Here is a 24,375-nt window from a genome sequence, read left to right as displayed (position 1 = left end):
GGGATATCAATCTTATTTAGGTACCTAACTTTTGGAGTACGTTATGTCTGAAGAGATCATCGAGGATATGCTTGAGGAGGTTGCCCCGCAGGTCGCGGGCGATTATCCCGAGATTGCACAGCGCTACAAGGCCGGTGAAGAGTTGACCGACGAGGAGCTCGACACCATTGCCGATGTCGCGATTTCCATCCTGCGTTCCATCCTTTCGCACTTCGATGCCGACAACTCTCCCATCGATGAGTATGAGGGCGACGAGGGTGAGCTGATTCTGGATGTAACGGCTCCCGACCTTGCTGTTCTCATTGGCCGTCATGGTCGCACCCTTGATGCCCTTCAGGTTATGTTCTCTTTGCTAGTGAGCCGCAAACTTGGCTTTAGGTATCCGGTTGTAGTGGACGTCGAGGGATACAAGAGCCGCCGTCAGGACAAGGTTGCCTCCATGGCTCAGTCTGCAGCCGAGCGTGCCATCCGCACTCATAAGAGTGTTTCGCTTCCGCCCATGAATGCCTATGAGCGTCGACTGGTTCACATTGCACTTCGTGGCAATGATGCCGTCGATACTCATTCTGAGGGTTCTGACCCCGATCGCCATGTGGTGATTGTTGCTCGATAATCTGCTCGAGCTTATGCTAAGGGGACGTGGTTTCCACGTCCCCTTTTTTTGTCAAAAGTTCTCGATACACTGATTTTTGTCAGAAAGGAGCTTTCGTTGTTAGTACTTACTGATCAGCAGGCTGACAAGATGTTGAGTCGTCTAACTTCTTATTGCAAAGAGTATTCCTTGAGCGTAACTGATGTTGAGCTGAGGAAATGTATTCAGCATTTGGATTTGGTTCTGGAATCAAATAAGACAACCAATCTCACACGTATTCTTAACGTAGAAGATGCTGCAGTGCTTCATATCCTCGACTCACTTGTGTTGCTCCCCTATATCAATAAGGCTCCTGAGGGAGCTTTGCTCGATATGGGAACAGGTGCGGGCTTCCCAGGTATTCCTTTAACCATAACCACGCATCGTAAAGCTACTTATATTGACTCTGTTGGCAAGAAGGTTGATGCTGTCAATTCTTTTGTTCATGCTCTTGGATTGAAACATGCTCATGCGGTCCATGATCGTCTTGAAGAATATGCTCGAAGCCATAAGAAGCAGTTCTCTGTCGTAACTGCCCGCGCACTGGCTCCTCTACCGATTCTTGTTGAGTATGCAGCTCCGTTCCTCAAGGATGGAGGGCTATTTGTTATCACCAAGGGCAATCCTTTGGATGAGGAGCTTGCTTCCGGCATGTCAGCAGCTAAGATTTGTGGCTTCGCTTTGCTTCTGAATGACGCAATCGATTTGCCTGAGGGCTTGGGCCACAGAGAGTTCATTGTTCTTAAGAAGAGTCATCCAGCATCCATTTCATTGCCTCGTGCAAATGGCATGGCAAAGAAGAATCCGCTTGCCTAGATGTTTCACGTGAAACATAATGGATACTAACAACTTGCAGTGTTTCACGTGAAACATGGCGGTTGATATCGAATCGGAATGTTTCACGTGAAACATCCTCCGTTTGACAGCTTTAATACACACCAGGAGGGACCGTGGGATTTCGCGACGTTAAGCGTTCTAAGAACGCAAAGGACAGGCGTATCATTGCAATCATCAATCAAAAAGGCGGTGTCGGTAAGTCAACGACGGCTGTAAACCTTGCAGCAGCACTGGGTGAGCAGGGTCGTAAGACACTGATTGTCGATTTTGATCCGCAGGGAAACAGTACAAGTGGATTTGGAATTGAAAAAGAAGACCTTGATCACTGCATCTATGATGCATTGTTGAATGATGTGCCGGCAGAATCGCTTGTTCTTGATACAAATTGCAAAAAGGTATTCGTAATTCCAGCTACGATTCAGCTTGCAGGTGCCGAAATTGAGCTCGTAAGCGCAATTGCTCGTGAAACCCGCCTCAAAGATTTGCTTGAGCCGATTCAGGACGAGTTCGATTTTATTTTCATTGACTGTCCTCCTTCGCTCGGCCTGCTTACTATCAATGCCTTGACCGCAGCAGACAGCGTTTTGATTCCGATCCAGTGCGAGTACTACGCACTCGAGGGCGTTACGAAGCTGCTAGAGTCAATGAAGATGGTCAAATCACGTCTGAACAAGGGCTTAGACACCTATGGTGTGCTTATGACCATGTATGACTCGCGTACTTCTCTATCGAATCAGGTTGTTGAGGAGGTTCAATCGTATTTTGGTGATAAGGCATTTAAGACGCTGATTCCCCGTACGGTTAAAATCTCTGAAGCTCCGTCTTTTGGAGAACCGGTAATTACCTATGCACCTCAAAACAAGGGTGCAAAAGCGTATATGAACCTTGCAAAAGAGGTGATCAAGCGTGCCTAGTGCAAAGAAACGTGGCGGATTGGGGCGTGGACTCAGTGCTTTGGTCTCTGAGGCCGAGTATGAGACCGGTGGTTCGTCCGCATCTGCTTCAAATGCCGCATCTGAAACAAAACTAACTATTGAGGATATCGTTCCCAACCCGAATCAACCGCGAATTCACTTTAATGAAACTGAACTTCGCGAGTTGAGCGAGTCAATCCAAGAACATGGCGTTTTGCAGCCGCTCTTGGTTCGCAAGCATGGAAACGGCTATGAGATCATCGCTGGTGAGCGTCGTTACCAGGCGTCAAAGCTTGCTGGTCTTGAGGAACTGCCTGTCATCATTAAAGATGTTAATGATGAAGAGATGCTGGCTCTTGCTCTTATCGAAAACCTTCAGCGTTCTGATCTGAATCCCGTCGAAGAGGCTAAGGGCTATCGCCAGCTCATCGATGCTAGCGGTATGACCCAGGAGGCATTGTCGAAGGCCGTAAGCAAGTCACGCTCTGCAATTACAAACTCGCTGCGCCTTCTCGATCTCCCCGAAGTAGTTCAGCAGATGATTTTTGAGGGTAAACTTACTGCTGGACATGCGCGTGCGATTCTTGCAGTTCCCTATGAGGACGCGCGAATTCGACTTGCAGAGAAGGTTGTTGCAGAGGGCCTTTCCGTAAGAGCGACAGAAAATCTTGCTCCATTGTTTTCTGCCGGAGAGACGCCTAAGACGCCGAGGCCTGCAACGCCTCAGTCTTTTAAAAAGGCTGCGCGTGTACTTCGTCAGGTATTTAATACCAACGTGCGCGTGAAAAGCTCGCGTGGAAAGAATAAGATTGAGATTGAGTTTAAAGACGAGGAAGAGCTCTCTCGTATTCTTGGTGAAGTGATTCAGTTTGATCAAGGAGGCCAAGATGAGGAATAAGATTTTTACTGCGATTGCATTGGCGACGACTGTCGCGGCTGGTGCCTTTGCTGGTTATAAGATCGCGACAGACGATGAACTTCGAGGCCGTTTGCTTCGTGGCGCGCAAGATATCGTTGATACATCCAAGAAGAAAATGGATGTTATGACAGAAGATGTTGCCATGCGAACTGCTCAGGTAACGAAAAATCCTAAGATTAATCAAGGTTGGGTTAGTAACCAATGGGAAAATGTAGGCTATTAGGTACCTAACAATTACTTAGCATATTTTGATGGGTCCTTGTCTGATTCACGAGACAAGGACCCCTTATTTTGGCCGTAAAAATGGGACCAGCAGCAGCTGATTCAAAATTAAGGTCAATAAATGAAACGACCCCGGTTGCATATCCTGCAACCGGGGTCGTTCGATGTTTCACATGAAACGTTTTGGGGTGCGACTCCCCTATGCATTTTTCTGAACTTTAAAGCGCTGCTTCAGCTGTCCGCAAGCGGCGTCAATATCGTTACCACGGGAGTTACGAATCGTGGTCTCGATGCCACGGGACTCAAGACGACGCTGAAGATCCTCAACCTTATGAATCGGCGACGGCTTGAGCGGGCTGCCCTCGATGTCGTTAAGCTGAATCAGGTTAACGTGGCACAGCGTTCCCTCGCAGAAGTCGCAGAGCGCCTGCATCTCGGGATTCGTATCGTTGACGCCTTCGATCATGGCATACTCATAGGTCGGGCGGCGGCCAGTCTTCTCGGTGTAGAGCTGAAGCGCTTCGTGAAGGCGAAGCAGCGTGTATTTCTTAACACCGGGCATGAGCTTATTGCGCGTCGACTGGATGGCGGAATGCAGGGAAACGGCAAGAGTGAACTGCTCGGGGATATCGGCAAATTTGCGAATACCGGGAATAACGCCGCTGGTAGAGACGGTGAGGTGACGAGCGCCGATACCGATGCCATCGGGGTCGTTGAGGATACGCAGCGCCTTGAGAACCTCGTCGTAGTTGGCAAACGGCTCGCCCTGGCCCATGAAGACAACGCTTGTGGCACGCTCGCCAAAGTCGTTGGATACATGAAGCACCTGGTCGACGATCTCTTGAGCGGTCAGAGAGCGCTTGAGGCCGTTGAGACCGGTAGCGCAAAAGGCACAGCCCATGCCGCAGCCTGCCTGGGTGGAAACGCAGACGGAAAGCTTGTTACGACGGGGCATGCCGACAGTCTCGACGGAAATGCCATCGTGGTACTCGAGCAGATACTTGCGCGAGCCATCTTTGGAAACCTGCTTGGTGAGTTCAGTCGGCGTATCAAAGGCAAAAGCCTCTTTAAGCTGCTCACGGAAAGCCTTGGGGAGGTTGGTCATATCGTCAAACGAACAAACGTTCTTCTCAAAGACCCATTCGATGAGCTGCTTCGCGCGGAAGGCGGGCTGGCCAAGTTCGGCCACGAGCTCGCGAATATCGTTTTGGCTCAAGTCGCGAATGTCCTGAGATTTAGTCCTGGGATTCATGGAAGCCTTTCGATTTTGGGGAAACGTAGAGGGTATCGCTACAATATGGTATCAGCTGCAGAAATTATAGAGGAGGAGTCTGCCCATGCCGGGTAAAAGCCTAGAGAACATGCACGTAGCGGTCTTGGCGGGCGGTCATTCCGCCGAGCGCGAGATCTCGCTCGATTCGGGAAAGAACGTTGTGGTGGCACTGAAGGAAGCCGGCTACACCTCGGTGGAGCTGCTTGACACGGCCGCTGATGACTTTATGGTAACCATGGCGAACGGCGGATTCGATGTGGCATTTATCGCCATGCACGGCGCCGGCGGTGAGGATGGCGCCATGCAGGGTGCCATGGAGACCCTGGGTATCCCCTACACGGCCTCGGGCGTACTTGCCAGCGCCTGCGGTGCCGACAAGGAGGTCTCTAAGCTCCTATACGCCAAGGCGGGCATTCCCATTGCCCCCGGCCTTGCGCTCGAGGTGGGCGATGAAGTCGATATCGATCATATCGTCGAGGTTTGTGGCGAGCGCTGCTTTGTGAAGCCGGCCGTCAACGGTTCCAGCTATGGCATTTCCCTGGTCCATGAGCCCTCCGAGCTGCCCGCGGCAATCGCCAAGGCGTTTGAGTACGGCGACAAAGTGCTGGTCGAGAAGTGCATCGAGGGTACCGAGATCACCGTCGGCGTATACGGCGAAGATGACGTGCGCGCCCTGCCGATTGTCGAGATTCGTAAGCCCGAGGACTGCGAGTTCTACGATCTGGACGTGAAGTATGTCGACCCTACGGATATCCATCGCATTCCGGCGCAGATTTCACCCGAGAATTACGCTCGCGCTCAGGAGCTTGCCTGCGCCGCTCACAAGGCCCTCGGTTGCCTGGGTATCTCGCGCAGCGACTTTATTGTGAGCGAGGACGGCCCCGTTATCCTCGAGACCAATACCATTCCCGGCATGACCGATACGTCGCTGTATCCGGATGAGATCCGCCACACCGACGACATGACGTTCCCGCAGGTCTGTGACAGCCTGATCCGTATGGGCCTTCGTCGAGCGGGCATTGCATGCTAATCGAGGACGCGGTTTCGTCAGGAACGCCGCAGTTTGTCATCGACTCCTATGCCACGCTTGCCGACCGCGCCAAAACGCAGTCCTTCGGCCTTATCGAGGAAGATGTGATTGTCCTCGATACCGAGACCACGGGTCTTTCGGTGCAGGACAACGAGCTGATCGAGATCTCGGCGGCCCGTCTTTCGGGCCGCGAGGTCATCGACCGCTTCGATACCTTCGTGCATCCCAAACAGCTGATTCCCGCCGAGATTACCGAGCTCACGAGCATTACAAATGCCGATGTGGCAGATGCCCCGTCGGCGGTTGAGGCCGTCGCCGCTCTCGCCGATTTTGTCGGTGGCTGCCCGGTGATCGCACACAACGCCACGTTCGACCGCTCGTTTATCGAGTCGGTCAAAGGCGGCGTCAACGTGAGCGATATTTGGATCGATTCGCTGGCGCTGTCGCGCATCGCGCTTCCGCGCCTGGCCTCGCACAAGCTGTCTTTTATGGCCGATCTGTTTGGCTGTGACTCGGTATCACACCGTGCCAATGCCGACGTCGACGCCCTGTGTGGCGTATGGCGCGTGTTGCTCGTGGCGCTCACCGACTTGCCCCAGGGCCTCATGGCGCGCCTAGCCGACATGCATTCGGACGTGCCTTGGTCCTATCGTCCTATCTTCTCATTCTTGGCAGGGCAGAACCCTGGTTCTATCTTCTCTCTCAGCGCCGCTCGTGCTGACGTTCTCAAGGCCGATCGCGCCGACGATCGGGTGGACGCCGATGAGCTGCCGGTCCTCAAGATGCCGAGTCGTGAGGAGATTGAGGCGGACTATGCGCCAGGTGGCCTGGTCAATCGCATGTATCCCACCTACGAGCCGCGTGATGAGCAGATCGCGATGGCGCTCGAGGTCCGCGATGCGCTGGTCACGGGCACTCATCGTGTAATTGAGGCGGGCACAGGCGTCGGCAAATCGATGGCCTATCTGGTGCCTTTTGCCGAGGCAGCACGCCGTAACAACATCACGGTTGGTATTGCGACCAAATCGAACAATCTTGCCGACCAGCTCATGTACCATGAGCTGCCAAAACTTGCCGAGCAACTGAACGGTGGTCTGTCTTTTTGCGCTCTCAAGGGGTATGACCACTATCCGTGCCTGCGCAAGCTCGAGCGCATGAGCCGCGGCCAGGTCGAGATCACCACCAAGCGCGATCCGGCGGACACGCTCACGGCGGTCGCGGTCATTATGGCGTACGTCTGCCAATCAGCCGATGGCGACCTCGACTCGCTCGGCATTCGGTGGCGCAGCGTCAACCGTCCCGACTTTACGACGGCCTCGCGCGAGTGTGCTCGTCGCCTCTGCCCGTTTTTCCCTGATAAATGTTTGGTCCACGGTGCTCGCCGTCGTGCGGCGCATGCCGATGTGGTGGTCACCAACCATTCCCTGCTGTTCCGTAACGTCGCGGCCGAGGGCAGGATTTTGCCTCCGATTCGTCATTGGGTAATCGACGAGGCCCATTCCATCGAGCGCGAGGCGCGCCGTCAGTGGGCGCGCGTGGTGTCGGCGGACGAATCACGCGTCCTGTTCGAGCGCCTGGGTGGCTCGAGCACCGGCGCACTAAGCCAGGTTTCCCGTGATTTGGCAACCTCCGAGGGCTCTACGCTCTATCTGGGCCTTACTGCCAAGGCGACGTCGACGGTTGCCCGCGCGAGCATGGCAATCGCCGACGTGTTCGATGGCGTTCGCGAGCTCGGCCGCCGTGCGCGTGGGGGTTATGACAATGCCAATCTATGGATTGGCCCCGAGCTGCGCGAATCAGACGACTGGCATGATTTCTTACAGTCGGCCTACACTGGCATCGACGCATTGGAACAAGCTGACAAGAGCGTCGACGCGCTGGTGCAAGCCGTCGCCGCCGACAAGCCCGAGGTTGTTGTCGACCTGGGTGATATCTCGCGCCGCCTGCACGAGCTGGCCGAGAACCTCAAACTCATCATTGATGGCACCGATGAACACTACGTGTATTCGCTGCAGGTCAATCGCAGACTTCGTGCCGGCGGAGAGTCGATGACCGCAGAGCGCATCGACATTGGCGAGGCTTTGGCAACCGAGTGGCTACCCGAGGTTCACACGGCTATCTTTGCCTCGGCGACCATGACGGTGTCCAAAAGCTTTGAGCACTTTAACCATGCGGTCGGCCTTGATCGCATCGGTGCTTCAACGTCGTCATCGCTGCACTTGGATTCGAGCTACGACTTCGATTCGAACATGGCTGTAGTCGTTGCGGGCGATATCCCCGATCCGCGCGATCGTGAGAGCTATCTTACGGCGCTCGAGCGCGTACTGGTCGACGCCCATCTTGCCATGGGCGGATCGGTGCTCACGTTGTTCACCAATCGGCGCGACATGGAGGACCTATACGCCCGCGTTGAGCCCAAGATGGCCCGTGCGGGTCTGGAGCTCAACTGCCAGCAGCGCAACTCATCTCCTCGTCGCCTGCGCGACCGGTTTATCAACGAACCGACCTCGTCGCTTTTTGCACTCAAGGCCTTCTGGGAGGGGTTTGATGCCAGCGGCGAGACGCTGCGCTGCGTCATCATTCCCAAGTTGCCGTTCTCAAGCCCCACGGACCCGCTCTCGTGCGAGCGCAACCTGCGCGAAGACCGCGCATGGGCGCGCTATTCGCTGCCCGAGGCGGTGCTCGAGGTTAAGCAGGCCGCGGGGCGTTTGATTCGCTCGTCGACCGATAGCGGTGTGCTGATCTTGGCAGATCCTCGCCTGGTGACGAAGGGCTATGGCAAGAAGTTCTTAACGTCGCTGCCCACGAGCTCCTACCAGCGCATCGAATCGGCGCAGATCGGGCACTATCTACAGCTGTGGCGTGCACGCCACGAGCGGCGGCGCTAAAGCGGACAGACGAGGGTTTTTGCCATATCGCACAGACGCTTTGACAGGGCGGGGTCATCCAAGATGCGGATGGCTCCGCCCGCTGCGATTATCTGGCTCAGCAGCCAACGCTCGGAGCCGTAATGTACGGTTGCCGTTGCCATGTCTGTCCCGCTGCGCTCGATTAGGGTGATGCCGGCCCAGTCCAGATGCTCCGCCATATCGAATGGCAGCAAGAGCTTTGCGCTACGCTGCGTCCGGGCAAGGGAATCGTGGAGGGATGCAACGTCCGGTACGTGAGGCACGACGGAGTCTTCCGTCAAGGCGAGTCCCTCGATTTTATCCATGCGATAGGTGCGCTGCTCATCGACCGCGATGTCCCAGGCAATCAGGTATGTTTGGTCGCCGTTTGCCGTAATGCGCAAGGGGTCGACCAGACGCTCGCGTGGCCGTGCATCGTCCATCGAGCGATACGAGATACGGCAGCGAACGCCGTCCTGAATGGCGCAGCTCAGCTGCTGCCAGTGCGACCCGTGGCTGACGGTGTCAGAGACACGCTGGTTATAGCCGAGCTCTTCGGGTAGAAGAGCGTGTCGAATTCGAGCCGCCGCCTGGGGCTCGATCCCCAACGATTCAAGTTCGTGGTTGAGCACAGCGCCCTCGGCGGCACTCAGACGCAGCGGTAGCACACGCCCGGCGTCACCGGTGAGGACCACACGCTCGCCGTGGCATTCGCAGATGATGCGCGCACCCGATTCTCGGTCCGCGAGCGTCGAGACGATCTCGAGAATCTCGTCGAGCGACACTCCTGTGATGTCAAAGCGACTGCAAATCTCGGTTCGTGTCATGCCGCTCTCGCCGGCGGCGTAGAGGGCCTCAATGATGTCGATGGCGCGCGAGAGCCTCTGCTCGCTGGTGAGTTTACGCACGGGCATGCTCGTGCACCGTCCTTTCAATGAGGTGGTTCCACGCCTGCTTGAGCGATTTGGGGGCCATGGGCCTCATGCCGTCCATAGCGTGGGCCATGCAAAATGAGGCGGCGGCTTCAAGGTCGCGCACGTCAACGGTCCAGGTCCATCCCGCATCGGTGTGTGCGAGCTCACCTCGCCCGCGCGTGAGGCCGTTGATCATATCGATCTGCGCCTGCGGGGCGAACGAGAACGTGGCTGCAACGGGCGGTCGGTCGGCAAAATCGAATTCAAAGAACAGGTAGTCGTTGAGGTTGAAGTCCGCAGGGATGGTGTAGGCCTTCGAAGGACGCCAAGCGCGAACGATACGGTCGCAGCGGAATGTCCTGATGTCGTCGGTGGCATTGTCGAGGCCGCAGAAGTACGCCACGCCCTCGCGCTCGAACATGCCGTAGACGCAGACGGTACGCTCTTTTTGCCCACCGCGTCCGTTCTGATATAAAAATCGCAGCGCGCATCGCTCGGCAAAGGCGCTCCATACCGCATCGACGGTGGGAGAGCGGCGGATCGGTGCTTCGTCCACCGCAGATATGCCGGTGAGGTAGGCAATTTTGGAGCGAATGTCGGCAAGCGGCGCGGCAAAGGTGGAAGAGCCGGCCGCTATTGTCTGGTCGATAGCGTTGAGCAGGATATCGGCGTCGTCTGCGGTGATGAGGCCGCCTGCCGCAAACGTGTGCTCGCGGTCGATTGTCCACGAGCTTTCCTCGGTCTCCTGCGCACCGGCGGGGCGAACCTCCTTGATTAAGATGCCACGCTCGAGCAGTTTGTCACGATCGCGCCGAAACTTGCGCTTATCCGAGTCGATGTTGCCCGAGCCATATCCCAGGTCAGAATCCAAGACGATCTGCTCGGTCGTCAGCGGTTCGGGGGAGCTGTTGAGCACAAAGAAAAGATTGAGGATGCGCTGGGCCGTTTTATCGAAACTGGGCTCCGAATTCCCCTTTTTAATTGTCGCGGTCGCGTCGCTTGCCGTCATAGAGTCCTCGCATGAGAAGGTGGTTTGCTGCCATGATTTTAGTCCGATATGGAGATTAGGCTATATCCTTGTCCGCTCGGGGCGTTAAGATGGCCCGAATTCGGTCGTTTGCGCTCGCTCGGGGTATACTTTCGACTATATACGGTTCTAATGTGCATGCATTGGGCCTATTTGTCGGATTATGGATGTGGAGCGCACATGGCGAACACCCAGAACTATATTAACCACCTGCTGCAGAACACCGGCATTACGCCGGCATGCAGCGAAGAAGAGCGCTTGGCTGCCGAGGATATCGCTCAGATCTTCCGCAACCACGGCTTTGATCCCGAGGTTCAGGAGTTCAATGCCCCGGCGCCCAGCAGGTTGGCATTTGCCGTTACCGGTATTCTTGCGTTTGCCGGCGCCCTGCTGATGGGCATCGGCGGCGGCATCGGCTTGGTCGGCACCTTGCTGGCCATTGTCGGTGCCGTTCTTTACGTGCTCGAGCGCACGGGCCATCCCGTGGTTTCGCGCCTGGGCAAGACGGGCGTGAGCCAAAATGTCATCGCCTACCACAAGGCCTCGGGCCCGCTCGCGTCTCCGCGCAACCGCCCGGTGGTCGTTGTCGCACACTACGACTCTCCCCGTGCTGAGCTGCTCGCCCGCGAGCCCTATGCTTCGTATCGTGCGCTCATCGCCAAGCTGTTGCCCGTTGCCACGGTTGCCCCTGCTGCCGTTGCCATCTTGCGTATCCTGCCGCTCCCCGGCGCGCTCAAGGTTCTGCTGTGGATTGTCGCGATCCTCGCTTCCCTCGTTGCGCTCGCCAACGCGGCAAACATCATTTCTAACCGTTTTGTGCTTCCCTATACGTCCGGCGCAGTGTGCAACAAGTCTTCTGTCGCCGCTATGCTCGGCGTTATGGACAACGTTGCTCCCTTCCAGGGCGAAAACGAGTTTCCCGACGATGTTCCGTTCGATACCTATTTTGGGGAGCAGAAGCGTCGTGCCGAGGAGATGGCGCGCGCAGCAGCGGAGTATGCCGCGGCCCAACAGCAAAACGACTACGGCAACACCATCGAGTATGAAGAGCCTACCTACGCCGAGGACGAGTTCGGTCAGCCGATTGCTCCCGACGCTCAGACCGAGCCCGAACAGGGCGAGGCTTTCGACGAGCAGATCGAGGGCTTTGAGGGTGCGTCTGCCGACGAGACGCTGATTGGCGCCATCGTGCCCGAGGATCAGAATCAGGCTGTCCAGGCCGAAGAGTTCAATGACGAGGTTTCCGCTGCCGAGCCGGCGGAGGAGCCTGTCGCGGCCGAGCCCGAGCCCAAGCTCTATCGCAATGCCGCCGGCAACATCCGCTTTGGTTCGGATGCCATCCGTGCGCTCGGGATGCTTCCCGAGTCCTGCACGCTCGATTACGAGGAGGGCGAGGAGCCGACGTTTGAGCCCGAGCCTGCCCCCGTCGTGACTGCACCTGCGCCCGCCGTCACCGTGGATGATGAGTCTGCCGCGGTTACCGCTGCCGTTGCCGAGCCCGAGGCGGTGTCCGCGATCGATCCCGCGGCAGGACTGGACATTTTGGCCCCCGCCGCGCCGGCGCAAGACGTTGCGGACGAGCCTGACGACGATTACGTTGAACAGCCGAGGCGCGTGTCTTACGAGAGCGATACTGATTTTTCGGCCGAGATTCCCGCGGCAACGCCCCATGCCGATATTGCATCCGCGTTCTCTTCGATTGGCGCCAGTGCTTCCAACTTCTTTAAGGGTGCGCTTGCAAAGGGCAAGAAATTTGTCGACGATTTCGAGGAGAAGCGCGCTGCCGCACGCGAGGCTGCCGAGCAGGAGGCTATCGCTCAGCAGCAGGCAGCCGAGGCGGCACGTGAGCGCGCGGCGCAAGAGCTCGAGCAGAACGAGGCTATGCAGTCCGTGCCCGTCGACGCTGCCGAAGCTACAACGTCCTTTGAGTCCCAGCAACCGGCGTCCACGGATGTTGTTGAGGCGACGACGTCTTTCGAGGCTCAGCAGCACGTCGATAGCACCATGTCGTTTGATGCCGCGCAGTTCGATTCCACGATAACGTTTGAAAAGCAAGGCACCGCGATTGCCGAGTCCCTTCCTGTTTCCGATGAGCGGGGCGATGCGGCAGACGATGACGAGCCTATTGATGCTGCCGCAATCCAAGATGCCGCCGAGGACGAGCCCGTCGAGGCCAACTCTGACGAAGAGCAATACGCAACAGCCGAGCAAGATGATTCGACCGAGGTCGAGCAGGAGGAAGTGCCTGCGGTTTCCGAGGCTCCCGAGACAGATGAGTCGAGGCCTTACTCCACGCAGATTTTCACCATGCCGACCCCGAGTGGTTCCGGTGCCACGGTTGCCGATGTTGCTCCCACCCAGGACGAAACGGTCGATTCCCTTATGGCCCAGATTTCCTCCCAGGCATCGCCGCGTCCGCAGATGAATGTTCCCGATCCGGCGTCAGCTCCGTCGCCTGCACCTTCCTCGTCTCCGCTGGCTTCGGTCCCCGATCCGTCGCTGCCGTCGATGAAGCAGGCAAACGTTGCGTCTCGCACGTCGCTGTTCGACCTTCCCGACCCCTCCGCACAGGTCAACGACCCCTTTGCTACCGCTCAGGGTCCCGAACCCACATCGGCACCCGTTGCGCCTCCTATGCCCGTTGCGTCGGGCGCTCAGCCGATCGAGACCATTTCGGCTCCCGCCCCGGCGGCACCCAAGTCTCGCAAGCGCGGCCTGGGCGGCCTGTTCGGTTGTAAAAAGAAAAACGAACAGGACAGCATGAGTGATTGGCTGGGCGTCGAAGACGATTACGATGCCAAGAAGTCCGGTCGCGGCATCGGTTCGTGGGATAATTTCGAGGACGATAACGATGGCTGGAAGGGCGGCGCTACGTCTTCCGACGGCGCTTCTTCCGAAGATATGCTCTCGGCTGTCGCCTCTATGGGTGACGATGAGCTGCTCGGTCACGATATCTGGTTTGTGGCAACGGGCGCCTCGGATTGTGATGGCGCCGGTATGAAGGCCTTCTTGGCTTCGCATCGCGATAAGCTCCGCGGCGTATTCTTCATCAATCTTGAATCCGTCGGCGCCGGTAGGCTTTCGGTGGTGACGGTTGAGGGCGAACAGCAGCTGCTCAAGGGCGATCGCCGCATCATGAACCTGGTCAGCAAGGTGTGCAAGTCGTTCCATGTCGATTGTGGCGCGCTCGAGATGCCCTATGCCAAGACCGATGCCTACGCCGCGCTCGAGGCGAGCCGCCGAGCCCTCACCATCGCCGGCGTGGACGGCACGCGCCTGGCTTGCGCTCGTACCGAGGACGACCTGCCCCACAATGTCAGCCCGACGAACATTGCCACGGTATCCGAGGTCGTGACCGAGGTTATCCGCCGTTCGTAGACGGAGCTCTAAGGAGTCAACGTGTTTTCGTATATTAAGCGCCATTGGCCTGTCTACGTGATTTTGACCTTGATCGCCATTGCGTTAGGATTTGGGGCTGCCTACATCGTGGGTGCGAAGGGCTCGACCCCCGCCTCCGCAATCAGCGAAGAGGTGGAGCAAGAACAGAGCACGGGTGCCGATGGGATTCCTGAGTCCGAGCAGGCAATCGTTGATGGTGGATCTTCGTCTGCAGAGTAGATACGGCGATTTACATGATTGAAAGCGGGCGAGCCGGGGGACTGGCTCGCCCGCTTTTTTATCGCGCTAGCGCTTCTCTGGGATCGACCTAAGGCGAGCGAACCATAAGGCTGCGGCACCCGAGGTCAGAAGCGCGGTGATGCAGGCGGCGATGGGAACTGATCCTGTTGCCGGTAGGTCCTGCGGTAGGGTACAGCGTTGAATGACACGGTCCTCGTCATGTGACTCAAGTTTATCGCCGCCGCCGTTGCGGCAAAGATCGACGCGCGCGCTGTTGGTGAGTGCGGTTTGGGGCGTATAAGCCGACGTTGCCTGCATGTGCACGGCTGCGCCCCGAGCGTCTGTGCCAAGGATTGCTTTGGCATCGTCAAGGTCGTCGTGCTCATCTTTGAGATCATCACGGGTCCAAGAATCCACATCGCTTCGAGTCGTAAAGTCGGCGGCTACTGCACCGTATTCAATGCGAATGCCCGTTACGACGGTATTGGATGCAAGGTCAAGTTCTTTCGCCTCGAGTGTGGTGGATTCCGTGGTCGAGACATCCGCCTTCCAGAGGTGCCAGCCGTCGTAATCGACGAGGCGGCAATCCTCACCCAGACTCTCTTTTACTTCGTCGGACTCAAGCCAAGGATTTTCGTGCCCATCGTCAAGCGTCGCGTTTGCCGGCCCATCGACGTCTGTCGAGTCCAACGGCGTCGTGCGATACCACACGTTGCACAGACCGTTGAGGTCGCCGATGGCGACGGGGGTTTCGATTGAGACGAATCTCGCCGTGCCGTCTTTGGCACACTCAAGATCATCGGTAATTGTGAACTCATCAACCCGGGTAGCTGAATCGTTTCGAGCGTCGATGGTATAGGAGAAAAGTCCGTCCGTATTGGTTTGCGTTGCGGCGCGATTTTTACCATCGCCGTTGGCCAGCAGACCCTTCCCGATAGGTTGGACAAGCTCCTGACGCTTGTCGACCTGTCCTTTGATCTCGATGGGCGCATCCTTCATCGCGACAGATTGGACTTCTCCCGTATCCTTTATTTCAAACGTTATCTCCTCGGCAAGGTCATAGGTCCGCGGAGACATCATTTCGCGCAACGAGTAGGTGCCGGGTGCAAGATGTTCGACGCGGTGCGGCTTGTCGGATGAGGTCCAGGAGTCTATTTCGGTTTTATCGGGACCATATAAGGTGAGTTGTGCGCCTTCCACTTCCTGCTCACCGCTTGCATCGACCTTGGAGATATCAACCTTAGTGTAATCGTCGGATACGTTAAGCCGTGCTTCCACAACGGGCGTTTTCTGGTCGGCATAAGCGAGGTCTACGATATGGGGCGTTCGGTCGAGCAGGAAGCCGGCCGGCGCTTGAGTCTCGACAACCTCGTAGCGTGCGGTGCCAGATCCCAGCGGGAGGTCGTCCGCGCGTGCTTCTCCAGTTTCATCCGTTGTGACGGTAGCAACAGTCTCACCGTCGAGCGCGGCAATGCTACCGTCGGGGCGCACGATATCACCCGAGGCACGGATCTCAAAGATGGCGCCCGCTAGGCTGCTGCCGTCTACGGCATCGGTTTTAACGATCCTGATGTTTCCGGTCGCGGCGTGGTCATAATACGAGGCGATTGCAACGGGCGTTAGGTTCATGTCGGCGGGCATGTTTACCTTGATCTCTTCGCCGACAAGATAGGGCTCTTTGGCCGAGGTTTCGCGTACATAATAGGTGCCCGGCACGAGCGATTCGGGCAGTGTGACGGTCCCGGTCGCGTCAGTCGTAAAGGTGTCCATTACGTTATGTGCTGGATACCAGCAAGTTTGTGAGACAGGTTCGTGATTGCTGTCGAGGAGTTGGAAGGTGAATCCGGCTAGTGGAACAGAAGCGCCTGTTTGGGCATCGCGTTTTACAATCTGGAGATGCGTCGACAGAGCGTGGTTGTCCACGATATATTGAAGCTCGGCGCCGTCGGAAATCTGATTGGCCCCGACGGTCCATTCCCCTGCACGTTTAAAACCCTCGGGGACGGTTTCCGGAACCTCGCGAACCGTGTAGCCGGCGCGGTCGTATGGGATGGCTCCGTGGACACCGGCGGGTCGCTTGCCTGCGCCAAACCATGCTTCTGACTGATCTTTGGTGGAGGCAAAGCCATAGATGTTTGTGGTCAGTGTGCCAACAACCTGCTGAGAGCTGTTGCTGACAACCTCAAAGACAACACCTCCCGCCGGCTGCTCCAGGCCGGATTGGTCGCTATTGCCGTAGTCCTTGAATTTGGAAATCTCAAGGTCAAACGCAATGGGGATATCGGAAACGCGAGATTCGATCTCGACCACGCCTGAATCGCCGAGCTGGTCGGCTCCAACGGTATAGGTCCAGCTGTCGTTGGATGGCAGGTAGCCCTCGGGGGCTTTTGATTCGTAGATGGTAAAGGTTCCTAAGGGGACATCGGCGAGAGTGGCCCGACCGCTTTCGTCGGTCGTGAGGATTTGCGCCCATCCAGGGGTTGATTGTGATACGCACACGAATTCTGCTCCTGCGAACGAAGCTCCAACTTGGGGGCCTGCATTCGTCGCGGCATCGAGCTTTGCGATGCGCAAGGTAATGGTGCCAGGTTGTTCATCAATGGCGACCCGCCCGCCGTCATTCCCCGTGGTAAAGGCAATACGATCGTGGCGGGGGACATAGCCGGCCGGCGCCTTCGTTTCAACTAGGTAGTATGCCGTGTTGGGCAGAAGTACTGCCTGCGCTCGACCGTTGCTGTCCATCTGGACGGTGCCGACACGCGCGCCGCTGGCGCTCTCAAAAACATCGAATGTTGCCCCGTCAAACTCATAGGTATTGTTTCCGCTGGTAATGGCAGCGTTTGCAGACTGCTTTTGGAAGGAAACAGAGACCGTCGGCAGTACATAGAGCATGTCTTGACGTTTGCTGCCGCCCGATACGGTTCCTAAATAGCGCCGCGCGCGGTGCGGAGCGGCTTTGATGCTTCCTGATTTTGCGCTGTCGTGGAGCCATCGCGCAGCCGCCACGACTTCATCGTCGGCGGTAAAGTGCCCACTCTTGGTTTTGCCCTGAGCGGTCGTGTAGGAGTAGGTGCCGTCGACATGGGTAGTGCCGTTGAGCATCCATACGGCAAGCTGGGTGGCGGCGCGGGCGCGATCGGGTGAAAGATGGTAAGCGCCAAACGACGTGGCGGTAGGATATCCGTGACAAACGATTGCCGCGAACTCGTCGTCGAGCCACACCCAGCCTTGATCAAAGTTGAGCCATGGGCCGCCCGGCTTGGTGGGGCCGGGGCGCTCCTGGTTCATGCAGTAGGCAATCGAGGCGTCTTGAGCTTCATACTTGCCGATAAAGAAGGGCCCACAATCATCGCTAATAGTGCGGAAGCCGAGCTGGTCGTAGCCATCGACGGCAAATGCGGCTCCCGGTGCCAGGCAGCCGAAAAGCAGGAAGAGGAGCAGGAGCAGCGGACCTGTTGCGATTGCGCTGTGGACAGAGTGCGTGGGTGCGTTGGACATGGCTGCTCCTTATCCCTCGTGCGCCGCACGGGGAGGCCGCGGCGCTTGGGATGAGGCTACCGCCATGGTTCATGCGGGTAGGTACCAGAAGCTGACCAAAAGCTTGCCCGATTTCTGACAAATCGAGCCCAAATACAACAATCAGATAAAAGTGCAGGTAGAAGATAGGGAGAACAGGAGGTCAAAGGTCCTCGTCTCCACAATTGACATGTTTTCCAAACGAATCTCCACAGCTAAAACAAGCATCGACACCCTTGTATCGAACAAGACAACCGCGTTATACTAGCCAACACACAAGCGGGCATCGCCAAGTGGTAAGGCATCAGCTTCCCAAGCTGACACTCGCGGGTTCGAGTCCCGTTGCCCGCTCCAGTTAAGAGCACAAGCACGGCACCATCACGGTGCCGTGCTTTTTTCAATAAAGTGCTGGGATTCGAACCCGACAGGGTGCGAGCGTTAATCAAATGTCCAAGTGTGAATTCTCACACTATGCCGTTAACCAACTTACTACGATACGCGTTGCATTTTGTTTGTGTTGAGGCTATAGGCTTAACGGCGGTTAAAAGGTCGCCTCACTAGGTGTTGGAGACAACCTTCTCGATGGCGATATCGACCTGCTCCTGTGCCAGCTTGGTAGCCTCGTTCTCAAGTTGGTCAGCCTTGGCCGAGGTGCTCACGCTCCTGTCCATAAGGTCGGCGATGGCAGATTCGACGTCCGCGCCAAGACGGGGAACGCGAATTTTTTTGATATCGATAGGGCTAAGTTGAGGCACCGAGGTTCCGTATGCGCAACGAACGACCGACGGCCTGCCAACGGTGGGACTGTTCAGAAAAGCAAGCAGGTAGCCAGTTCGAATCTTTGTAACGTCGGGATAGATTCTCAGCAGATGGTTGCTGCCAAACATTCCCTCATGATTCTCCGTGAGCAAAAGAGCTCGTCCTAGGATGCCGTACTTTTGACCAGAACATGCCATGACGAGAGTTCCCGGCTTTAGGATGTAACGCTCCCAGTTTTTAATGAGCTTGGCGTAAACAAATTTTGTCGGTTGAGTGTTAACGTCAAAGACCTCGGACACACCCACAAAGGGAACGTTGGAATCGCCATAAAACCGCTTGAAGCGAGGAAGCTCTTCGACGTCCTCTACAAGTTCAGCAAGTGGCGCATACTCCATTACGTCAACCAATGAGTCTACGGCGCTTATAGAGCCGGCATAACTGTCAGCATCAAGGCGCGATCTGTTGTCAATAACTTTGGATAAACTCACCACGCATGTTCCTGCAGGACTTTCTGCCTCACAAGCAATACCGACCTCCTTCTCCAACAGCTTAAACGCCCCGTCCCGCAGCTTCCAGGCCTCGCCGCGCAGGCGCACAGCCTCGGCAGCTTTGTCGCCGATGGCTTTGCGCGTGGCCGCATCGGGCATGATGACCGGAAACTCGTTGGCGTGGGCCACCTCGATGTGCTTGATCATGTGACCGTACTGAGACGCTCGTGCGATCTGCTTGAAGAAGTCCGTCTTCATATACGCGTAGAGCCAGCCGTACTCGTCTTGGTCCTTCGGCTCGATGCGCAACAGGTCGTCCGTGATGACCTTGTTCAGGTGATGCGGGTACACGGCGGTAACGTTGCCCACCACGCCCGAGCGCGAAAGCAGCAGCCAATCCTGATTGACGAATCTAGAATCAGCCTGGGGCACGAAAGGCGCGGCGAGCCACTTCCTCACTCGGGGAAAGTCCTCGAACACCTGGCCGGCGGTAAAGAAGGGTAGCCCTTTGCCTTCCGGCACGGTATACCCCGTCAGTCTGCTCGGCTGCCAAATGTCGGTAAGGTCACCGAGCCTCTTGTGGTTGTCGCACTGGTTGGCAAGGCGTACGAAGCCGTACCCGTCGCGCAGGTAGGTTGACGCCTCGAGCCTCACGTCGCCGCCCAGCACGGTGGAAAGTCGGACGCTCTTCACCAAAGGCGCGATCGTCATTGGTCTCGCCTCCATTCAAAGAAGGCGCCGGCGATCGCCATCGTCTCGTCGTCCACCACGCGCTCCTTCGAGGTGTGGCTGCTCTCCTCTTCGGAGCCCACGTTGCCCGTCACCGCGGTGGTCTGCTCCTGCACAATGGGGTAGCCGTCATCGTCGCGTACATAGGTGGTCTGACCACGCTTGTCGTGCCCTACGTGGTCACAGATGGCCATAAATATCTTGTAATCCTGGAAGGTACCGTCCTTGCAGTATGCCTCTTCCTCACTGTCCCAGCGTCTCAGCACAAGGACGGATGTCTGCACGCCCACGTTGGGTTGGAACGCATCCGGGTGCATGTCTACCGAACCCAGGATCTGCGCATGGCGCAAAATCCACTGGCGCACGTAGCCCAGACCCGGGTTGCCCAGGATGCCGTTGGGAATGACGAGCGCCGCCACACCCACGCCGGGCTCAAGCAGGCGGATACACCGCTCGATGAAGAGGATCTCGGGCGGCTGAGATGAGAAGAGCTTGGGTTCCATGCTCCACTCGGCATCTTCCTCGGACCACGACCAGGTGTGTCCAAGGTCGAAGGATTCCAGAATCGCCGGGTCTTCGATAGGAATCTTGGAGCCAAAAGGTGGGTTGGTCATAATCGCCGTAACGCCGTGCCCCGGCTGCAGCGCCTTATTTGCCGCAATGTCGGCGGCGTCCAGGCGCAGCGCCTTTTGCAGTTTGGGTTCAAAGCCCGAGAACGGCTCGAGCGAGTTGGCGTGGAACAGCTGTCCGGTGCCGTCGTTGTTCATAACCATATTCATCTTGGAGGCACGCACTAGGATGGGATCAAAGTCGATGCCCACGATATGCTTGGACAGGAACTCGCGCTTGCGCGCGATCAGAGCCTCTTGCTTGGCTGCTTTGCTGCGCCCGCTCACCTCGACGGAGTCTCTGATCTTCTCAAGCACGTAATTCATGGCCGTGACCAAAAAGCCGCAGGTGCCCATGGCGGGGTCGAGGATGACGTCGTTTTCGGACGGGTCGACCATCCGCACCATCATGTGGCACATGTTGCGCGGCGTGAAGAACTGGCCCTTGTCACCACGCAGGTTGGAGCCCACGATTGTCTCGTACGCGTGGCCCTTAACGTCCACGTCGCTCTCGAGCAGGGAATACATTTGCAGCTGCGCCACGATGTAGGCGAGCACATCGTCGGTTAATGCGATGCGCTCGTCGGCCTTGAAGATGGTCTCGTACGACTGCTTGACGTTTCCAAAGAGTGCCTCGATGCGCTTGCGGCACTTCTTCTTACCCGCGGCGCCCTGGCGCTCGGTTGGCGTGATGTAGAACGTTGGCGTCTCGGAGTCGCGCTCATCCTGGATTTTGCAGAAGATGATCTTGAGCAGTTCAAGGAATGCCTCGGCCTTTTGGATGCCTTGGTTTCCGGCGATGTAGTTGTGACAGCGGCGGAACGAGTACAGCAGCGAGTCACTGGCGGCGGGGCGCAACTGGTCGAAGCGCGGCGCGTCGTCGGGTACCTCGCCACCAGCATGTGGCAGATCGGGCACGGCCTCGGGGCCGCGCTTGCCGGCATCGTCCACCACGTAACGGAAGGTAAGCAACTCGTCGCCGTTGGTCCACATGCCATAGGTCGAGTTCATGCAGGCAGACGCATAGGAGTGCATTTGATCTACGCCGTCTTTTTTGCCTTTGGCCTTGGTCTTGGGGTCTTTGCACTCGACGATGATGTGGATGTTTTCCTGGGTGTGCGCTTTTCCCGGCTCCCAGATGGCGACGTCGACCGCTTTTCGGTTGCTGCCGAACTTGATCGACTCCTCGACCCCGATCTGCTCCTTCTTGTAACCGTACTCACGCACGAGGGACTTTAGGATTTCCTGGCGCACTCGCTCCTCGGGGGTGTCCCTGCGCTGCGTCACGCCGTCGATGAAGTCCAGTATAGTCTCCGGCTGGATGACCGAAGTCTTGCTCACTTGCGACATTACGATTCCGTCCTTCCAACCTTGGTGTTGGTATCAACGCGTGCGGGGCCGCCCGATGCGACGCCCATCTCGCGGCTAATCAAATCTTTAAGAAATCCCTGCTTGTTTTCCTGTGCGGAGAGGAATGACCAAATCTCCTCTTCGGCGGGATAGAACCGCAGACAGAACTGCTGGGTCTTGTCGTGCTTGTACTTACGATCGGCTCGCTTCTGAGCTTCTGACGGCATGGCACCTCCCAAGGACATAGCTTAGCCATAATAGGAATTAGTATAGGTCTACACCTATATGTAGACAAGCAAAATATCACGAATCAGCAGGTAAAGGATGATTTTTAATTAAAGAAATAGAAGCCAACAAATGTAAAAACGGCCTCTAAGACATTGGACGTTTTTACGGTTGAGGAAGGTGGAGCTTGAGAAATGATCCGCCATGAGCGCTCCCTGCCGCTCGTGCATGGAGTGGCAGGGAACTATTTTTGTTGTATGAGACTGCCGTCTCGCAAGGTTGCAATGCCCGATTGGATGTCGACTTCAGTTGGATCAACCATATGCGCTGTTGCCTGACGCTGCGCGATGCCAGACGACGGAGGATGCGTCCTATCACGACTGGTAGTCAGGCACATTCTGGGCTAGTTGCGAACTTGGCTTGGAATGTGCCTGTTTGGCAGAATCGAAATCGCGAGCCATATCACTCGACTATGTGCCACTCAGCTGCCGAAGTGCTTCCAGCGTTGGTGATGCGGCCAGCTTTCCGTAGGCTTTGGAGCAGATAGCTTACATGGTCGCCTTTTTGCTTTGCCGTAAGGTCTGCCGGCAAGGCATGATCCAGCCCTGCGATAATCTCCGCTCTTGAACATGGGCGCACGCGCAGGAGCTCCAAGATCAACTCCTTGAAGACGCTATTGTCTACGCCCTTGTTTCGCACATACTCGCTGTGGGCACCGGTGGCTGCTGCCACCTCGGCTGAGACCGTCAGTTTGGGGTAACGGCCCCTAACGAGGCCTTGTTCGTGAAGCAGACGTGACTGTTCCTTTGTGACGGGTAGTCCCTTCTGAACGAGGTCCAACAGCAGTACTGTCACCAAATCAAGATTTCGATTGCTTGCGAGAAGTCGAGAATAGTCCTCGTTGAGAACCGTACCGTACAGCGTTACGGCAACGCGCCCAATCTCAGATAGATCGTAGGTGGGCATTGGTAATAGGCGGTTGCGCTGAATATCGAAGACGTTGCGAATGCCTATGGCGTTGCGGTCCATCATGCCTGTTTTGTTCATAGCGCTTGAAAGCAGGGGGTTACGGTAGTAGGGCGGCTTGTAGCCGCTCGCGAGCGCGTTCTCTATCGTCTCGGGGATAAAGGCACCCTCGTTCTTGAATATAAGCTTGTCCTCATACTCAAGGACATTGATCTTTCCTGACATCCTGAAATCTTGATGCGCAATAGCGTTGTGGAGAAGTTCTCGAATGACTTCGGGACTGTAGCGATGCGCTTCGGTGGGAAATAGCGTCTCTTCGCGGTCGAAGAAGCGATACTTTTCGTTTCTTATCTTTCCCAGGATACGATCGACCTGCAGAATGAAGGGCGGCTCAAAGTGTTCATAGGCCATAGTGGAGCCGTCGCTCGCGTAGAGCGTCCAAGTGATGCGCGGCTCAATGCCACCCAGAAAGACACTCGATTCCGGTTTGCCCAGAAGAACGAGCGCCGCATTGCTCACGTGGCCGTGGATCACAAGCGCCATCTTGCTAAGGATAGATTCTTCGTCGAGGCTACTAACGGCAGGCTGGCTTTCTCCGAACTTTTCGACGAATTTGGAGCATGCAAAGCTAACTGCATCTGGATCAAGGTCACCGAAGTTTGCCTCGTAGGCAATCTGGCGCGACCAGTCGGGCCGGCTCTGCCCGTAAATGGCGTCGAGTTTGAACTTGGGCATCTCTACGAGGGACTCATTCTCTCGTGACCAAGGGATTCCGTGCCAAGTCGTTGGCGTTGCGAAGCTGCCAGCCGGTATCTGGAAAGCAATGACTCTTTTGTCATCAACCTCAAACTCGTAAATCTCTTCGAAAGTCATGCCGTTGTTGGTGTATTGGGCGATTTCGTGCTTTAGGCGTCGCAGGCCGACACTTGGCGATTGGGGTTCTTTACGGTAGGCGGTTCCCTTTATCTTGCGGTCGTTTGAAATGCCAAAGAAAAGCCATCCGCACTCTGCCTTGCGTAAATTGGCCTCGTTGCTGAGGGCGGAGAAATACCTGCCAATGTCCTCGAAGTCATAGTTCTGCTTTGCTGCCTTGTATTCGACGACCTCGGTCTCGACGTCTGCAATGATGCGCAGAAGTAGGGAGGGCATTTCGCTCGTTTTCCGTATCATGACACTCCATATAATGTAATTTTATCCGCAACTAATGTAATTATATCTCCTGTTACATTAGCCGCCCGTGCATAAGGCTGTAGGCCGACTGTAAGGTCATATATTTCAGTGCATATAATGTCTGTACTTTTAATTTACCTCGCAGATTAGCTGCCAGGGGAAACGGAAAATAATGTGTCTTCTTCTAATGTAATTTCGCATGTAGCTTCGCGGATAACGCGTGAAATTACATTAGTACACGGAACTATTGCCGCCTGCTGCGGTGACGCTGCTGTCCATCTTCGTTGCCCG

The 24,375-nt window shown here is 56.5% G+C and carries 17 protein-coding genes and 1 tRNA gene; 10 read left to right on the top strand and 8 right to left on the bottom strand.

Features of this window, described 5'->3' with window-relative positions; all coding sequences use genetic code 11:
• Positions 1-43 precede the first annotated feature (43 nt).
• The 5 genes from DWX39_RS07835 to DWX39_RS07815 all read left to right on the top strand — a co-directional run bounded on the left by DWX39_RS07835 (position 44) and on the right by DWX39_RS07815 (position 3,524).
• Positions 44-613 carry a R3H domain-containing nucleic acid-binding protein gene (locus DWX39_RS07835; RefSeq protein WP_117759203.1) on the top strand — a complete coding sequence of 190 codons (570 nt, stop codon included), beginning with the start codon at positions 44-46 and terminating at the stop codon, positions 611-613.
• Positions 614-781: 168 nt separating this feature from the next.
• Complete coding sequence (rsmG, locus tag DWX39_RS07830) at positions 782-1,447, top strand: 16S rRNA (guanine(527)-N(7))-methyltransferase RsmG (protein ID WP_233508886.1); 666 nt, start codon at positions 782-784, stop codon at positions 1,445-1,447.
• 134 nt (positions 1,448-1,581) lie between these two features.
• Positions 1,582-2,382, top strand: a complete 801-nt coding sequence (locus DWX39_RS07825; RefSeq protein WP_117759199.1) for a ParA family protein — start codon at positions 1,582-1,584, stop codon at positions 2,380-2,382.
• A complete protein-coding gene (locus DWX39_RS07820) occupies positions 2,375-3,280 on the top strand; it encodes a ParB/RepB/Spo0J family partition protein (protein WP_199411468.1) in 906 nt (301 codons plus the stop codon). The genes DWX39_RS07825 and DWX39_RS07820 overlap by 8 nt, the downstream gene beginning before the upstream one ends.
• Positions 3,270-3,524, top strand: coding sequence for a hypothetical protein (locus DWX39_RS07815; protein WP_099432405.1), 255 nt, complete (start codon positions 3,270-3,272; stop codon positions 3,522-3,524). Before DWX39_RS07820 ends, DWX39_RS07815 begins: the two co-directional genes overlap by 11 nt.
• 198 nt (positions 3,525-3,722) lie before the next feature.
• Here the strand turns inward: DWX39_RS07815 and rlmN are convergent, their stop codons facing one another.
• Complete coding sequence (gene rlmN / locus DWX39_RS07810) at positions 3,723-4,775, bottom strand: 23S rRNA (adenine(2503)-C(2))-methyltransferase RlmN (protein WP_055251319.1); 1,053 nt, start codon at positions 4,773-4,775, stop codon at positions 3,723-3,725.
• 85 nt (positions 4,776-4,860) lie between these two features.
• Between rlmN and DWX39_RS07805 the strand changes: the two genes are divergently transcribed.
• Both DWX39_RS07805 and DWX39_RS07800 read left to right on the top strand, forming a co-directional pair.
• Positions 4,861-5,826: a D-alanine--D-alanine ligase gene (locus DWX39_RS07805; protein WP_117647819.1), complete on the top strand. Its 966-nt coding sequence runs from the start codon at positions 4,861-4,863 to the stop codon at positions 5,824-5,826.
• Positions 5,820-8,714, top strand: a complete 2,895-nt coding sequence (locus DWX39_RS07800) for a helicase C-terminal domain-containing protein (RefSeq protein WP_117759197.1) — start codon at positions 5,820-5,822, stop codon at positions 8,712-8,714. The genes DWX39_RS07805 and DWX39_RS07800 overlap by 7 nt, the downstream gene beginning before the upstream one ends.
• On the opposite strand, the gene DWX39_RS07795 is transcribed toward DWX39_RS07800, so the two are convergent.
• Both DWX39_RS07795 and DWX39_RS07790 read right to left on the bottom strand, forming a co-directional pair.
• The gene (locus DWX39_RS07795) at positions 8,711-9,628 is read right to left on the bottom strand and encodes a YafY family protein (RefSeq protein ID WP_117759195.1); all 918 of its coding nucleotides are present in this window, start codon (positions 9,626-9,628) and stop codon (positions 8,711-8,713) included. The genes DWX39_RS07800 and DWX39_RS07795 overlap by 4 nt on opposite strands.
• A complete protein-coding gene (locus DWX39_RS07790; RefSeq protein WP_117759193.1) occupies positions 9,615-10,637 on the bottom strand; it encodes a YafY family protein in 1,023 nt (340 codons plus the stop codon). Before DWX39_RS07790 ends, DWX39_RS07795 begins: the two co-directional genes overlap by 14 nt.
• Positions 10,638-10,835: 198 nt before the next feature.
• On the opposite strand from DWX39_RS07790, the gene DWX39_RS07785 reads away from it, so the two are divergent.
• The gene (locus DWX39_RS07785; RefSeq protein WP_117759191.1) at positions 10,836-14,033 is read left to right on the top strand and encodes a hypothetical protein; all 3,198 of its coding nucleotides are present in this window, start codon (positions 10,836-10,838) and stop codon (positions 14,031-14,033) included.
• 21 nt (positions 14,034-14,054) lie between these two features.
• Complete coding sequence (locus tag DWX39_RS07780; RefSeq protein ID WP_022094153.1) at positions 14,055-14,273, top strand: hypothetical protein; 219 nt, start codon at positions 14,055-14,057, stop codon at positions 14,271-14,273.
• Positions 14,274-14,339: 66 nt separating this feature from the next.
• Here DWX39_RS07780 and DWX39_RS07775 read toward each other — a convergent pair whose 3' ends face one another.
• Complete coding sequence (locus DWX39_RS07775; RefSeq protein WP_117759189.1) at positions 14,340-17,771, bottom strand: SpaA isopeptide-forming pilin-related protein; 3,432 nt, start codon at positions 17,769-17,771, stop codon at positions 14,340-14,342.
• Positions 17,772-18,068: 297 nt separating this feature from the next.
• On the opposite strand from DWX39_RS07775, the gene DWX39_RS07770 reads away from it, so the two are divergent.
• Positions 18,069-18,143: transfer RNA gene (locus DWX39_RS07770), tRNA-Gly, on the top strand.
• A gap of 203 nt (positions 18,144-18,346) precedes the next feature.
• Here the strand turns inward: DWX39_RS07770 and DWX39_RS07765 are convergent.
• The 4 genes from DWX39_RS07765 to DWX39_RS07750 form a co-directional block, all read right to left on the bottom strand.
• Positions 18,347-19,747: a hypothetical protein gene (locus tag DWX39_RS07765; RefSeq protein WP_117634739.1), complete on the bottom strand. Its 1,401-nt coding sequence runs from the start codon at positions 19,745-19,747 to the stop codon at positions 18,347-18,349.
• On the bottom strand, positions 19,744-21,723 hold the full coding sequence (locus tag DWX39_RS07760; RefSeq protein ID WP_117634741.1) for an N-6 DNA methylase: 1,980 nt from the start codon (positions 21,721-21,723) through the stop codon (positions 19,744-19,746). Before DWX39_RS07760 ends, DWX39_RS07765 begins: the two co-directional genes overlap by 4 nt.
• A complete protein-coding gene (locus tag DWX39_RS07755) occupies positions 21,723-21,950 on the bottom strand; it encodes a hypothetical protein (RefSeq protein WP_117634743.1) in 228 nt (75 codons plus the stop codon). Before DWX39_RS07755 ends, DWX39_RS07760 begins: the two co-directional genes overlap by 1 nt.
• A gap of 460 nt (positions 21,951-22,410) precedes the next feature.
• On the bottom strand, positions 22,411-24,084 hold the full coding sequence (locus tag DWX39_RS07750; protein WP_117637911.1) for an RNA-binding domain-containing protein: 1,674 nt from the start codon (positions 24,082-24,084) through the stop codon (positions 22,411-22,413).
• Positions 24,085-24,375: the final 291 nt, after the last annotated feature.

The sequence above is a fragment of the Collinsella sp. AF19-1LB genome (genome assembly GCF_003459655.1).
Lineage (GTDB): Bacteria > Actinomycetota > Coriobacteriia > Coriobacteriales > Coriobacteriaceae > Collinsella.
Note: the sequence above shows the minus strand (reverse complement) of the source record. Positions and strands in the feature narration are given on the sequence as shown.